At 42.1% G+C, this 14,500-nt stretch carries 14 protein-coding genes and 1 other RNA gene; 5 read left to right on the top strand and 10 right to left on the bottom strand.

From position 1 onward, the window contains the following. The first annotated feature begins 117 nt into the window (after positions 1-117). A complete protein-coding gene (locus tag AO498_RS00330; RefSeq protein ID WP_335339810.1) occupies positions 118-1,611 on the top strand; it encodes a DUF5687 family protein in 1,494 nt (497 codons plus the stop codon). Next, entirely contained in the window at positions 1,608-2,303 is a 696-nt protein-coding gene (locus AO498_RS00325) for an ABC transporter ATP-binding protein (protein WP_067542116.1), read from the top strand. The genes AO498_RS00330 and AO498_RS00325 overlap by 4 nt, the downstream gene beginning before the upstream one ends. A 53-nt stretch (positions 2,304-2,356) precedes the next feature. Here the strand turns inward: AO498_RS00325 and ssrA are convergent. After that, positions 2,357-2,758, bottom strand: a transfer-messenger RNA (tmRNA) gene (gene ssrA, locus AO498_RS00320). A 271-nt stretch (positions 2,759-3,029) separates the two neighbouring features. Here ssrA and AO498_RS00315 point away from each other — a divergent pair. After that, the gene (locus AO498_RS00315; protein WP_067542113.1) at positions 3,030-4,172 is read left to right on the top strand and encodes a DNA polymerase III subunit gamma/tau; all 1,143 of its coding nucleotides are present in this window, start codon (positions 3,030-3,032) and stop codon (positions 4,170-4,172) included. A 140-nt stretch (positions 4,173-4,312) separates the two neighbouring features. Beyond that, positions 4,313-4,753 carry a hypothetical protein gene (locus AO498_RS00310; protein ID WP_067542110.1) on the top strand — a complete coding sequence of 147 codons (441 nt, stop codon included), beginning with the start codon at positions 4,313-4,315 and terminating at the stop codon, positions 4,751-4,753. Here the strand turns inward: AO498_RS00310 and AO498_RS00305 are convergent. From AO498_RS00305 to AO498_RS00290, 4 genes are read right to left on the bottom strand one after another with little or no spacing between them, the layout of a single operon-like run. After that, entirely contained in the window at positions 4,750-5,742 is a 993-nt protein-coding gene (locus AO498_RS00305; RefSeq protein ID WP_067542107.1) for a DUF3078 domain-containing protein, read from the bottom strand. The two genes, AO498_RS00310 and AO498_RS00305, sit on opposite strands and share 4 nt — an antisense overlap. A 20-nt stretch (positions 5,743-5,762) precedes the next feature. Then, on the bottom strand, positions 5,763-7,358 hold the full coding sequence (locus AO498_RS00300; protein ID WP_067542104.1) for a lytic transglycosylase domain-containing protein: 1,596 nt from the start codon (positions 7,356-7,358) through the stop codon (positions 5,763-5,765). Between the two features lie 53 nt (positions 7,359-7,411). Then, the gene (locus AO498_RS00295) at positions 7,412-8,065 is read right to left on the bottom strand and encodes an O-methyltransferase (RefSeq protein ID WP_067542101.1); all 654 of its coding nucleotides are present in this window, start codon (positions 8,063-8,065) and stop codon (positions 7,412-7,414) included. Continuing rightward, on the bottom strand, positions 8,066-9,295 hold the full coding sequence (locus tag AO498_RS00290) for a M16 family metallopeptidase (RefSeq protein WP_067542098.1): 1,230 nt from the start codon (positions 9,293-9,295) through the stop codon (positions 8,066-8,068). Between the two features lie 112 nt (positions 9,296-9,407). Between AO498_RS00290 and AO498_RS00285 the strand changes: the two genes are divergently transcribed. Further along, positions 9,408-10,697: an aminopeptidase P family protein gene (locus AO498_RS00285; RefSeq protein ID WP_067542095.1), complete on the top strand. Its 1,290-nt coding sequence runs from the start codon at positions 9,408-9,410 to the stop codon at positions 10,695-10,697. A gap of 75 nt (positions 10,698-10,772) precedes the next feature. Here AO498_RS00285 and tsf read toward each other — a convergent pair whose 3' ends face one another. From tsf to AO498_RS00260, 5 genes are all read right to left on the bottom strand, one after another. After that, positions 10,773-11,603 carry a translation elongation factor Ts gene (tsf, locus tag AO498_RS00280; RefSeq protein ID WP_067542092.1) on the bottom strand — a complete coding sequence of 277 codons (831 nt, stop codon included), beginning with the start codon at positions 11,601-11,603 and terminating at the stop codon, positions 10,773-10,775. A gap of 194 nt (positions 11,604-11,797) precedes the next feature. Then, entirely contained in the window at positions 11,798-12,559 is a 762-nt protein-coding gene (rpsB, locus tag AO498_RS00275) for a 30S ribosomal protein S2 (RefSeq protein WP_067542089.1), read from the bottom strand. Between the two features lie 38 nt (positions 12,560-12,597). After that, positions 12,598-12,984, bottom strand: coding sequence for a 30S ribosomal protein S9 (gene rpsI / locus AO498_RS00270; RefSeq protein ID WP_067542086.1), 387 nt, complete (start codon positions 12,982-12,984; stop codon positions 12,598-12,600). 10 nt (positions 12,985-12,994) lie between these two features. Beyond that, positions 12,995-13,438, bottom strand: a complete 444-nt coding sequence (gene rplM, locus AO498_RS00265; RefSeq protein WP_067542083.1) for a 50S ribosomal protein L13 — start codon at positions 13,436-13,438, stop codon at positions 12,995-12,997. 263 nt (positions 13,439-13,701) lie between these two features. Further along, on the bottom strand, positions 13,702-14,412 hold the full coding sequence (locus tag AO498_RS00260; RefSeq protein WP_067542080.1) for an RluA family pseudouridine synthase: 711 nt from the start codon (positions 14,410-14,412) through the stop codon (positions 13,702-13,704). Positions 14,413-14,500: the final 88 nt, after the last annotated feature.

Genomic DNA, 14,500 nt, shown 5'->3' with positions numbered 1-14,500 from the left:
AAAAATCACAAATTCTTTTTCCTGTATCATATTCTTCACTCGGCCTGAAGAAATGTGGATTTTCAAAAAATTATGATTTGGTTGCTTTCCCGTATTTTGCGGTAGCACACCAAAATCATGACTATGTTTTTTACGCTCATTCGGCTTCAGTTTCTCAAAAGTATTCGCTCCACTAGCTTTGCAAAAAGTTTGCTGGTAGCCATCTTTCTGGTTTTCATTGCCTTGCTTCTCTTGACGTATGTCTTTCTTGCGGGGCTGTTTTTGGGAAGAATCATCGAAGAATTGGCAGAAGGTAAGGATGCCATTACCTACCTCAACTCAGCAATTATTTACTTTTTCCTTTTTGAATTTGTCTATCGGTATTTTATTCAAAAACTACCTGTGGCAGATTTGGAGAGTTTGCTCCATCTGCCTATCGGCAAAGCCAAGATCATTCATGTTCTTTTACTACGATCTTTTCTGTCCCCGATGAATCTGATTGCCTTATTGCTCTTTCTTCCATTTGGGGTTCAAGTGGTTGGAGAACAATACGGTAGCATTGGGGCAATTACTTGGGTAGGAACGATTTTGCTTTTCAGTTGGAGTCTTCACTGGCTGATGCTTTGGTTCAAGCAACGATTTGAGGATAGTTTTTATGGTCTCTTGGTGGTCGGAGGACTTTTGATTTTGGGTGGTGGAAGCAACTACCTAGGCTGGTTTAATTTGGGAGAATTTGCTGCACCATTTTTCAATATGGCGCTAAAAAGTGTGTTGCCTTTTGGAATCGTACTAATTGCTGCCGTAGGAGGGTACCTTTTAGCGAATTCCTATTACAAAGCTAACGCCTATCTGGAAGACCTTTCGGAGGAGGAAGATGTTCGGTTTGTCAATCAAAGCTTTGGATTTCTATCCCGATTTGGTCTCGCGGGAGAGCTGGCCAATCTCGAATGGAAACTGATCATCAGACACAAAAAGAGTCGTACTTATCTGATGCTTTCTGCCTTCTTTTTACTGTATGGCTTGGTTTTCTATACCAATCCTATTTATCAAAGTGAGACAGGCTTGAGTGCCATTTTTATCTTCGTTGGGATCTTTATCACCGGAATTTTTACCATTCAATACGGGCAGCAATTCTTAAGTTGGAATTCAGGAAACTTTGATTTTTTCATTTCCCGAAAGGGTGGTGTCGAATCTTTGGTTCGTGGGAAATACCTGTTGTTTATGGGAGTATCGATGGTGTGTTTTCTAGCCTCGGTTCCTTATGTGTATTTCGGAGTTCATATTTTGATGATTCATTTGGCCACGTTTTTCTTTAATGTGGGAATCATGATTCATGTGATTATTTATTTGGCGCTGTGGAAGCCAAAGCCCATGGACCTTAACAAAGGAGCCATGTTTAATTACGAAGGAGTAGGAGCGGCTCAGTTTCTGATTATCATTCCGCTATTAGTTGCTCCCTATTTGGTTTACCTCCCATTTTCTTTATTGATCAGTGATACTGCCGGGTTAATTGCTTTAGGTGCTGCCGGTCTCATTGGCTTGCTGGCTTTTCGTCCTCTTTCCCAGATCAATATCAATCGAGTACTCTCTAACCGCTACGAAATTTCATCTTCATTCCGTCAAGAACTATGATACAGATATCTCAACTCAAAAAACAATACAAAGACGCTGTTGTCTTGGATGTGCCTTCCTTGGAAATCGCCAAAGGCGAATGTTTCGGACTGGTGGGGAATAATGGGGCAGGAAAGACGACGCTCTTTCGAATTATCTTGGATTTAGTTCGTGCCACTACAGGAACTGTAAAAATCAATGGCGAGGACGTCACGCGATCAGAAGATTGGAAATCTAAAGTAGGGGCCTATCTGGATGAACATATGCTCTTGGCGTATTTGACTCCAGATGAATATTTCGAGACTTTACGGAAAATTTATGGGATGTCTCCCGATGATTTGAGCCATCACTTGGAAAAATTCACCGAGCTCTTTAATGAGGAAGTAATTGGTAAAAAGAAATACATCCGAGACCTTTCCAAGGGAAATTTAAAGAAGGTGGGAATTGCTGCTGCTCTGATGGGTAATCCGGAGTTTGTATTGTTGGATGAGCCCTTTGAAAATTTAGATCCGAGTTCGCAAATCAGATTAAAGAAACTGGTTCAAAAGCTTACGGAGGAATCCAAGGTCACGTTCTTGATTTCCAGTCATGATTTGAACCATGTGACTGAAATTTGTGATCGTATTGTCTTGGTCGAAAAAGGAAAAGTAATTCGAGACCTTCGAGATAAATCAGAAATGCTATCAGAATTGGAAGCGTATTTTACAGGATAATTTTTCACTGAAATGGAATAAAAAAAGCCTTCTCTGACTCAGGGAAGGCTTTTTTGTGGAGCTGGTGGGATTCGAACCCACGTCCAGATAAGGAGACACCGTACCGTCTACATGCTTAGTCACCGATTGGATTTTCGACCAAATTATGCTGGGTGACACACCTGAATTTGGCTTATCGATTGGTCTTAAGCTTGCTTAATCGCATCACAAGCAGCAGTCTGATCAAGTCGACACCTCGGATCCACCCCGATCAGACGGAGGGTGGGGAGATGTGGCCGGGGAATCACTCTCGCAACTCAACCCTTTAAGCGATCTGTCCTAGTGAGGAGAGATTAGGCAGCCATGGCGTAAGAAGTTTCGCCATTTATCGTTCGTATGAATCTTTCAAGGCCGTACATACTCCAGCCTGCATGCGAGCCCGATCCCTACACCTACTGTCAAAACCGGTCAGCCCCATTATGCTGGGAAGACAAAAGTATGGGAAAATTCGTTCATTTTCGATTTCAGAATTTTGATTTACGACAGGTAGACTAGCGTGGAGGCTTTTCTATCAAAGTTTCCCATCACTTTCTTATAGGCTTTTTCCTATCCCTCCTATGCTTCCCATCTTCCTTCCCCCCCGGCCTCGTAACTTTCCGACTTTAATAATCAGTCTTTTAGCCAAAATCTTTACTCAATCCCCAATTTCATCCTTCCTGAATATCCACTTTTTTATATCTTGCAGCGATGGAAAATTTCGTCGTTTCGGCAAGGAAATACAGACCGGCAGATTTTAAAAGTGTGGTGGGGCAGCAGCATATCACCACTACTTTACAAAATGCCATCAAAAATAATCACCTAGCCCAAGCCTTTCTTTTTTGTGGTCCAAGGGGAGTTGGAAAGACTACCTGTGCTCGTATTTTGGCTAAGACAGTCAATTGTGAGCAGGTTACCAAAGATTTTGAAGCTTGTGGTACTTGTGATTCTTGCCAGGCTTTTCAGAATAATTCTTCCTTCAACGTTTATGAACTTGATGCAGCTTCCAACAACTCGGTAGATGATATCCGTAATTTGGTGGATCAAGTTCGATATGCTCCGCAAAAAGGTCAATACAAAGTCTACATCATAGACGAAGTTCACATGCTATCTACAGCGGCCTTCAATGCGTTTTTGAAGACCCTGGAGGAACCGCCTAAGTATGCGATTTTTATTTTGGCTACGACCGAAAAGCATAAAATCATCCCTACTATCCTTTCTCGTTGCCAAATATTTGATTTTAATCGAATTCAAATCAAACACATCTCGGATCACCTAAAGTACATCGCCGAGAAGGAAAAGGTAGATTACGAGGAAGAAGCGCTTCGATTGATTGCTACCAAAGCAGACGGGGCACTTCGGGATGCACTTTCAATTTTCGATTTGATCGTCACCTATTCAGCTGGAAAAAAAGTCACCTATCAGGAGACGATTTCCAATCTGAATATATTGGACTATGATTATTACTTCAAAGTGGTAGATGCCTTATTGGCTGAAAACATTTCATCCACCCTACTTCTTTTTGATGAAATTCTGAAAAAAGGATTCGATGGGCATAATTTTATCGTTGGACTCAGCGAGCATTTCCGTGACTTGTTGGTCGTCAAGGATGAGGCAACAGTAGATCTATTACAAGTATCAGAATCGGCGAGAGATCGGTATTTGGAGCAAACCTCCAAAGCCTCCGTTTCTTTCTTGTTGTCTGCCTTAAATCTGGCTAATCAGTGCGATATCCACTATAAGACCAGCAAAAATCAGCGACTTCATGTTGAGTTGGCTTTGATGAAAATGGCTAAACTTCCTCAAGCGTTTCGATTGGCCGTCTTGGCCGAGGAGGCAAAAAAAAAAGCCTGATTGAGGATTCCAATCCAACTACCCCAGCTCCAACTCCCCCCAAATTAGCTGATCAGAGTACGGCAAAGAAATCTCCCGTCAGGTCTACGATTACGATTCCTACTCGCCCTAATGAGATTAAAAAGCGAATTGAGCAGCAAGTGGAGGTCAAAGCGCCCCAACTAGAAGAAGAACAATCACAAGTTTCAACTTCAGCTCCTGAGGTCATCAAAATCTTGTCTCAAGAGATGTTGGATCAGAATCTATTTCAAATTCAGGAGCATTTTAGATCGCAAAATAAGAATCTTGAGTTGGCGATTTTGGATCAAAAAATCCAAGTTTATCCAGAAGGAAAAATTGTTCTTCAGGTAGTGGGGCACGTTCAAGAGGAAATTGCTGAGAAAATGAGACCTGAGCTCCTGCGTATGATTCGACAATTGAGTGGGGCTACCCAAGTTTCCATTCAGGTGGAGCAGGCTGAGGAAGTGGCGGATGATCGGCCTAAGCTTTATACCAATACAGATAAGCTACGTTACCTGAAGGAAAAACACCCAGCATTGGCTGAATTTCAGCGAAAATTTGGGCTGGAGGTTGATTTTTAGAGGTCAAGCGAAATCCCAAAATTGATTAGATTTTGGAGTTGGACGGCTTGTTTTCGACTACCATCATTTTGGGTGATCAAGACTTTTTCGTCGTAAATCAAAATGGTCTCAATTCTGGTAGAAATGTATTTGTTTACTTTCATTCGGATGGCAGAGTTAAAGTTAACCACCATATTTCCCAAGCGTTCATAATTGGAGAAAAGATTGAGGTCTGCCTTCCAAGTGACATTTTCCATCAAGACAAAATCGGTGACTCCAGCAGCTAGAGATACCCCGGCTTCGGCACGCACATTTTCTCCTGGTATCACCCCAAAAGCACCTGCCCGACTCAAAGAATCGTCCATTACAATTGTAAATCGCCCAGTAAATGGAGAGCCAATTATCGAAAGCTTACTTTTGTTTTCGTATGTTTTTCGATAGTTGAGACCCGTTGAGGATTGAATATAACCCGGCGATAGCAGGTCAGAAATTTTGGTTCGGATTTCACTTTCACTTCCTGCCGGGCGAGTGTATTTATAGCCTGAGAGTAGTTGTGTTCTCGCGTCAATTTGAGTTGTTAGGTATAATTTCTCAGACAATTGCCGCCCGTAGTTACTGATAAATACAAAGTTGTCATTGGTTTTTCGGGTCTTAAAATCCCGTTCCCCTTGTCGGTTAAAACCCAAATTGACATTTAATTGAGTATCCCAGACTTTTGATTCTTTCTTATAATTGGCGAAAAGCGAAATCCCGGTATTGAGGGCAAAGGTACTTGCACCCCCAGCTGCCCAATTACTCAACGTAACCTGTTGAATGTTGAGGTTGTAGTTTCCCCCTGTTTTCCAGAAGATTTCTTTCTTAGGTTCCTTGATTAAAATGGAATCTCCAAGCATAAGCAGCGTATCTCCATTGATCAACACCGTATCCGGAATGATCTTTAAGTCTTGTGCTTGTGAATTTTGAAAAAAACCGATTAGGAAAACCCCTATCAGAAGAATGATTCGATGCATTGAGCTTAGAATTGGATAGACTAGGGATTTAAAATGATCAATTTTTGGCCGATTGAGATGAGATTGTTGCTGCCAATCTTATTCCAAGACTTAAGTTGGTCTACGGTAACACTGTATTTTCTGGAAATTGAAAATAGGGTTTCACCCTGACTTACTGTATGATATCTAGGAGTTGAGGATGGCTTTTCTACTTCTTGTTCTTTCTCAATCCTTTGACTTGGAGTAGAGGTTTCTTGAACAGGAGGAGCTTGAGTCTCTATTCGGGTTTGCTGAGTTGGTTTGGCATCTTCTACCTGAATTATAGGAATGGATTCTCCTCGTTTTCTTGGTTCTTGAAGATTAAGTACCATTCCTGGTTTTAATTCCGAGTCTTTTCGGATTCTATTTTTGGACTTCAAGGTGGCTAATCGAATCCCATATTTCTGTGAAATTGACCATAGGGATTCTCCCGGTTGAACGATATGAGTAGCGACTTCTGCGGATGTTTTTTTCTTTTCTGTGTAATAATATTTTCCGGGCTCCACCGACTCCTCTTCTTGGAGATCATTCAATTTTCGAAACTTCTTTTCCTTCATTCCGATTTGCTCTGCAAATCGACCAGGGGATGCTGATTTGGCAGCTTGGACACCCTCGAGATCATTGACCGTGATCTGGTTGGGCTCGTTGGCTTTGGTCGTATTCCCTGAGATTCTTGGATAGGAATTAGCCTGTTTATAGCTGGGGCTAGCCTTTGTAGTGGAAGCCGTTGAAGTGGTTTTTGGGGTAGTTCCAGTACTTTTTTGAACAGTGGGTTCTACTGGGAGTTTTCCATCTTTGATCAAATAGAGGGTATGATTTCCTGCCGGAATTTTTCCGCTTACCGCCCATTTATTGTATTCTTTGAGATGATCTTCACTTACGCCAAACCGCTTAGCAAGTGCTGCAAATGTGCTGGGACCTTGGATTTGAACTTCAGAAAGCTGCTGGTTTGATGCGAAATAGCCAATTTGGCCTTCGTAAGCGATTTTGTGAGCCAAGTATTTTTTGAAGTACCAATGTGTATTTCGATCTACTTCTATGGTTTTCTTCCCTGAATATTGGTTTCCAAAATACGCTTTGGCACCGCCCAATCCCATTTGATAGGAAACCAAAGCAGTCATCCAATTATTCAAAACCCCGTTGTGCTTTTTCAAATAGGTGGCAGCCCCACGCGTGGAGGCGGCAATGCTTTTTCGCTCGTCGACTTGACCATCAACTCTTAGCCCAACTTCCTCTGCTGTTCCTTGCTTGAATTGCCAAAATCCTACAGCATTGGAAGTGGAAACAGCATCTCCGATCAACCCGCTTTCTTGGATTACTAAATATTTTAAGTCTTCGGGAACCCCAACAGCTCGAAGTTCTCGCTCGACAATGGGCATAAAGAGATTAACCCGATCTTGCTTTACTTTAAAGTAGGACGGGTTTCGATATTGGGCGTCCACATCTAGCTGGATTTCCCTTCTCGCCTGAGGAGTGATGCTTATCGTCAAATCTGCAAATTCCAACTGGGCTGGTACTTGAGGAATTTGCCCAAAAACAATACTTGGAATGGAAAGGATGAGGTAGAAAAGAATGAATAAAGGCTTGCTGGAAGTCATCGAAAATACTTTCGTTTTTTGCTTACAGCAGTTGAGCAAAAATGATTCCCTTTTTACCTCTCGTGGTGTTTTCTGGCCATTAAAAGGCCATCTCGAATGGGTAAAAGAATATTTTCGACTCGTGGATCTTCCTGGATTTTTCGATTAAAATCAAGTAAAGCTTGGGTGTCCTTGTCTATCTTTTGTCCCGGTTGGGTAAGAATTTTCCCTGACCAGAGCACATTGTCGGCTAATATGATCCCGCCAGGGCTCAATTTTTCGATGACTAAATCAAAGTATTCGGCGTAGTAAAATTTGTCTGCATCGATAAATACGAGGTCAAATGGTCCATCTAGCGAAGGAATCAAGTCTCTCGCATTTCCGAGCCGGTAGTCGATTTGCTTGGCGAGTCCACTTTCTTCAAAAAATCCGCGGACCATCGTTTCTAGTTCATCATTGATATCCAAAGTAATCAGCTTGCCTGATTTGGAAAGTCCTCGAGCAAGGCAAATTCCAGAATATCCGGTGTAAGTTCCTATTTCGAGAATGACTTTGGGGTTCAGCATTTTGACCAGAAGTTCCAGAAATTTTCCCTGCAAATGCCCTGAGAGCATGCGTGGCATCAGGACTTTCGCCTGTGTCTCTCGGGTTATTTTCTTGAGTAAGGTGTCTTCTTCTGTGGTATGCGCTTCGCAATACGCTAGAAGTTCTGGGGAAATAAATTCCATTTATTCAGGGATATAGGTCAGTTGCGTCAACTGGCTGGGGTCAAAAATCTCTTGGGAAATTTCCAATAGTTCCTCTGCAGTACTTTGCTGGATTTGCTCAAAGATACGGTCTAAGGGATCAATTTTCCCATGATCAAGAAGGCTTTTGCCATAGACCAACATCAGGCCAGCATAGTTTTCTTCAGCCATTGCCATTTGTCCAATGGCCTGTTCTTTGGCCATGTGAAGTTGCAAGGTTCCCAGTTTTTTGGTTCGGAGTTTTTCCATTTCTCTAACGACAATGGATTGTGCTTTTTTCAGGGTTTTTTCTTCCGTTCCAAAGAAAATCCCAAAAAAACCGGTGTCCGAAAAAGGCTGATAGCTGGACTCAATGGAATACACATAGCCGTATTTTTCCCTTAGGGATAAATTAAGTCGGCTATTCATACTTGGACCGCCTAAGATATTATTCAAGAGATAAAGCTTGAATCTTTTGGGATGATGAAGCGAATAGGCTGGTCTACCCATCGCACAAAGGGATTGGGTGATATCACGTTTTATGGTCTTTTGAACCGGTTTGTAGTCATGAAATCCACTTCGAACATAAAGGGTATGTTTGGTGCGAACTTCAGAAAGTGGGCGTTCGATCGCCTTTAGGGCTTTGTCGAGAGAGATATTTCCCACGACAGAGAAAATAATTTGGGAAGTGTCAAACCTGGACGAAATAAAATCAAAGAAATCTTGCTGAGAAAACTTAGCAACCGTCTCTTCTGTACCAAGAATATTTCTGCCCAAGGCATGGTTGGCGAAAATCAGCGCATCCAATTCATCTTGAATCGAGTCATCCGGAGAGTCTCGATACATCGACATTTCCTCTAAAATTACCTGGCGCTCTTTTTCAATTTGCTTTTCGGGGAAGGTGCTATTGAAAGTGATGTCAAATAATAAATCAGCAGCTTTTGCATAATGATCTTTCAGGACGGAGGCATAGAAGCAGACTTTTTCTTTGGTTGTATAGGCATTCAGCTCACCTCCGAGTGATTCCAAGCGATTGATAATGTGGAAATTTTTCCGTTTGTGCGTTCCTTTAAAAGCCATGTGCTCCCAAAAGTGCGCAAGTCCTTCCTGTTCTTTACTCTCATCCCTACTTCCGATATTCAGAATAAATCCGCAATGGACCAGTCGGGTATGGGTGACCTCTTGGTGAACGATGCGGATGCCATTTGGCAGCTCTCTGATTGTCAAATTCATGCTTAGCGATTCCTTTGTTGGAAAATACAAATTTAAGTTGAAACCCAATGATTGGGAATTTGATTCCTCATGAAGTCCTGATTTACTAACTTAGACCTTCAAATCCTTTGTTATGAAATACCAACCTCTTCCTAAAGAACTTTATATCCGAAACCGAGCCAAGTTGGCTGCAAAATTAGCTCCTCAATCTGTTGCTGTTTTCAACGCAAATGACATCATGCCCACCAATGCGGATGGTACGATGAAATTTCGCCAAAACAACGATCTTTTCTATTTGTGTGGGATAGATCAGGAAGAGACCATTTTATTGATCGCCCCTGATTGTCCAAATCCAGCGTGGAGAGAAGTCCTTTTTCTCCGCGAAACCAACGAACATATTGCGATTTGGGAAGGACACAAGTATACCAAAGATGAAGCGTATCAGGCCTCAGGAATTGTAAATATCCAGTGGCTTTCTGCTTTTGAGACTATTTTTAATTCTGTCGTAAATCTTTCAGAGCGAATCTATCTAAATACCAATGAGCACCTTCGTGCTGGCGTGGTAGTCGAAACTCGCGATGCACGATTTATCAAAATGTGCAAGGAAAAATACCCGCTTCATGAATTTGAGAGAGCTGCTCCAATCATGCACGAACTCAGAGGAGTAAAGGAGCCCGAGGAAATTAGTCAAATGCAAATCGCATGCGACATCACTGAAAAAGGCTTTAGACGAATCTTGAACTTTGTCAAACCTGGAGTGACTGAATATGAGATTGAGGCTGAGTTTTTACATGAATTTGTACGGAATCGGAGTAAGGGATTTGCATATGAACCAATCATTGCATCTGGTCCATCTGCTTGTGTTCTTCATTATATTGAAAACAATAAAGCGTGTAAAGACGGGGAATTATTACTACTTGATGTGGCTGCGGAATATGGTAATTATAATGCAGATATGACCCGAACCATCCCGGTCAGTGGGAGATTTACACCCCGGCAGCGTGCTGTCTATGATGCTGTTCTTCGAGTTGAAAGACAAGCCGCATCCATGTTGAGACCGGGAATAACAATCCAAGATTACCACCGAGAAGTGGGGTTAATTATGCAATCCGAATTGGTTGGATTGGGATTAATTAATCAAACAGACATCAAGAATCAGGATCCGAATTGGCCTGCGTATAAAAAGTACTTCATGCATGGCACCTCCCATCACTTAGGACTAGACGTACACGATGTGGGTACGATGCATTTTCCGATAAAGGAAGGAATGGTCTTTACTGTAGAGCCAGGAATTTACATCCCAGAAGAAGGGTTCGGGGTAAGATTGGAAAATAACATTGTGGTTCAAAAGGACGGTTATTTTGACTTGATGGGTAATATTCCTATTGAGGCCGAGGAGATTGAGGACTTGATGAATCGTTAATTTTAAAAGTCTAATAAATGAAAAACCCTCTCAGATCGCTCCGAGAGGGTTTTTTCATGTTTAAGATTCGGAAAATTATCCGATAGAGATTCTCTTGAATGCGTTTACAGTCAAGCCTTTGCTTACATTGTTTAGGTATTGTGCGATAGACAAGGAGTTGTCTTTCACAAACTGCTGGCTCAACAAGGTGCTTTCTTTGTAGAATTTCTGAAGCTTGCCCATTGCGATTTTTTCCAACATTTCTTCAGGCTTACCTTCTGCTCTAGCTTGCTCCTTACCGATTTCGATTTCTCTTTCGATCATAGAAGCATCTACGCCATCCTTATCTACTGCTACTGGATTCATTGCAGCAATTTGCATTGCTACGTCTTTTCCAGCTTCTTCCACATCAGCGCCAGAAGTATTCACCATACCTACCAATACACCCAATTTACCATTAGAGTGGATATAGGTAACAACTTGCTCAGCATTGATAACTTCGAAATGAGAGATTTCAATTTTCTCACCGATTTTACCGGTCATTTCTACGATTTTCTCAGCTACAGTGATATTTTCAAAAGGAAGCGCAAGGATTTGTTCCTTTTCAGTGCAGTTATTAGCAACTGCAAGGTCAATCAAGGTGTTGGCAAAAGCACCGAATTCTTCGTTTTTAGCTACGAAGTCAGTTTCGCAAGTCAAAGAAAGTAGAATGCCTTTTGCGCCACTTTCAGCAACTCGAGTTACTACTACGCCTTCTTTAGTTTCACGGTCTGCTCTGGAAGCAGATACTTTTTGACCTTTCTTTCTGAGGATGTCTACTGCTTTTTCGAAGTCGCCTTCTGCTTCAGTCAAAGCTTTTTTGCAGTCCATCATGCCGGCACCGGTCATTTGTCTCAGTTTGTTTACGTCTTGTGCAGTAATTGCCATGGTGTGATCAGTTAGTTTATCAACAGATTTTAGAATTCAATTTGGAGATGGAGAAACCTTAATTTTAGAAATACTGCTTCCTCCTTGGGGATGTTTTTGTAAGCCAATCGGATTTGCGTAAGGCTGGCAAAAACAAAAATTGAACATCGACCGAGGCCAGATGTTCAATTTTGTATTTTCAAACTAATGGTGGATTATTCGTTAGTTTCGGCGTCTACAGCTCTTTTTGCTTCTTCCTCTTCAGAAAGTTTAGCATCGTCCTTGTCTTTCTTACGCTCAGAAAGACCTTCTTCGATAGCTGCTCCGATTGCCTTCACCAAAAGAGATACTGACTTGAATGCGTCATCGTTTGCTGGGATTGGGAAATCTACCTCGTTAGGGTTAGAGTTCGTATCCACCAAAGCAAACACAGGAATACCCAATTTTTGAGCTTCAGCGATCGCGATGTGTTCTCTTTTGATATCTACTACGAAAAGAGCTGCAGGAAGTCTGCTTAGGTCAGCGATACCGCCCAATACATTTTCCATTTTGTCTTTCTGACGGCTTACCATCAGACGCTCTTTTTTCGCCAAGTTCTTGTAAGAGTCTTCTTTCATCATTTTCTCCAAAGAAGACATCTTCTTAAGAGATTTTCTGATGGTAGCGAAGTTGGTCAACATACCACCCAACCATCTTTCGGTCACGAATGGCATATTTAGACGCTGTGCTTCTGCAGCTACTAGATCTTTGGCTTGTTTTTTCGTAGCGACAAACATTACTTTTTTGCCGGAACGTACAATTTGCTTGATTGCGTTGGATGCTTCTTCGAGGCAAGCAAGCGTTTTGTTGAGGTCGATAATATGGATACCGTTTTTCTCCATGAAGATATATGGAGCCATTCTTGGATCCCACTTTCTCGTCAAGTGTCCGAAGTGAACACCAGCATCCAGTAAGTCTTTGTATTCGATTTTTGACATGAATAAAATTGTTTTCTATGGATTGAAGAGTGTTCCGATTAACGCTTGGAGAACTGGAATCTTCTTCTTGCTTTTCTACGTCCTGGCTTCTTACGTTCTACCATTCTTGGGTCACGAGTAAGGAAACCTTCTTTTTTCAACGGGCTTCTGTGAGTCTCGTCGATTTCACAAAGCGCTCTAGAGATCGCTAGTCTAGCAGCTTCTGCTTGACCTTTGATACCTCCTCCGTCTACATTGATTTTCACGTCGTAGTTACCTTCTACACCTACTAGGGTCAAAGGCTGCTTTACAACGATCTGATGCAAGTCAAATGGGAAGTACTCTTCAATTGCTTTGTTGTTTACAGTGATCGTACCATTGCCAGCAGACATGTAGATTCTGGCTACGGATGTTTTTCTTCGACCGATTGTGTTGATCATTTCCATGATTTAGCGATTAAAGGGTGATGGCTTTTGGCTGCTGTGCTGCATGTGGATGCTCAGATCCTTCATACACGTACAGGTTGCCGTACAATTTGCTTCCCAATCTGTTTTTAGGCAACATGCCTCTTACAGCTTTCTCAACCAAGATTGCTGAAGACTTCTGCTTCAACAATTTAGGAGTTGAGATTCGCTGTCCACCTGGATAACCTGTGTGACGCACATATACTTTGGCGTTCCACTTGTCACCTGTCAATCTAACCTTGTCGGCGTTGATCACGATTACATTGTCACCGCAATCTACGTTAGGAGTGAAGCTTGGCTTCGTCTTTCCTCTCAAGATTTTCGCAACCTCACTTGCCAACCTTCCTAGAATAGCAGACTGGGCATCCACGATCACCCATTGCTTTTCAACGGTGGAATTGTTGGCTGAGATAGTCTTATAGCTCAGAGTATCCACTTTGTAACTGTTTAATTTTTAGCTTTTTAAATAATTATCGACCCCAAAAAGGGACACAAAGATAGAAGCATTTATTTTTCTATGCAAACTATTTGCAATCCTAAGTCCTAATTTTCATGTGGTTATAGAAGTTTTTATCACCCACCTGAAATCTTGTTAGGTTTTGTGTCTCTCATTTTGAGCATTTTTCCTAGGCTTTACTTCATGCGCTTAGGATAATCTCTTTCGAAGTCCAGACCTGAGTTCACCTTATTACCCGCTTTTCAAGCATTTTTTTCCAACTGTTGGACCAAAACTTGAAAATCTTTCGGATAGGGTGCCATGACAGAAATTTGCTTACCATCCAATCCTTCAAATTGAATGGAGTATGCATGCAAGGATACACGCTGCATGATTGGTAATTCCTCCGTGTTCTTTTTCAGATTAAAGCGTCGCTTCAAAGCTGATAGGTAAAGTGGATTCCCGCCATACAAAGTATCTCCACAAATCGGTGCTTTGAGGTAAGCCAAGTGAACCCGAATCTGATGCAGGCGACCTGTGATGGGCTTGCATTCGACCAGTGTGTGTGCATAATAAGTCCTCAAGGTATTGAAGACAGTCTGTGCGGGCTTCCCCTCTTTACTGACTTTGGCGATTCCTTTGTTGTTGGCCAAAAGGTTACGATCTACCAGCTCTTCGCTGAATTCCTTAATCCCTTCGACCACGGCATGATAGACTTTCTCTACTTTTCTGTTTTCAAACTGAATAGCCAAGTGCCTGTAGGCCTCTGGATGCTTGGCGATCACCAGACATCCCGAGGTTTCCTTGTCCAATCGGTGACACAGCTGGGCATCTGCTGTGTGGGCCTTGGCAAGGTCGAGAATGTTCTGCGCCTCATGCCTATCGTCTAAGCTCGAAAGGTAAGGCGGCTTGTTGATCACCAGGTAATCCTCGTTTTCAAACAGAATAAGGTTCTGAAAATCTATTTTCTTCATGGATCTCCTGTCTCTTCAAAGAGGGCGCAAAGGTATGAATTTGAAGTATGTGAAAAAAGTACCAATGAAACATGACTATTTGGTGCTT

Origin of the sequence: Algoriphagus sanaruensis, from assembly GCF_001593605.1 — a bacterium.
Classification (GTDB): Bacteria; Bacteroidota; Bacteroidia; order Cytophagales; family Cyclobacteriaceae; genus Algoriphagus; species Algoriphagus sanaruensis.
The sequence above is the reverse complement of the archived record's forward strand: the minus strand, read 5'-3'. Positions and strand labels throughout refer to the sequence as shown.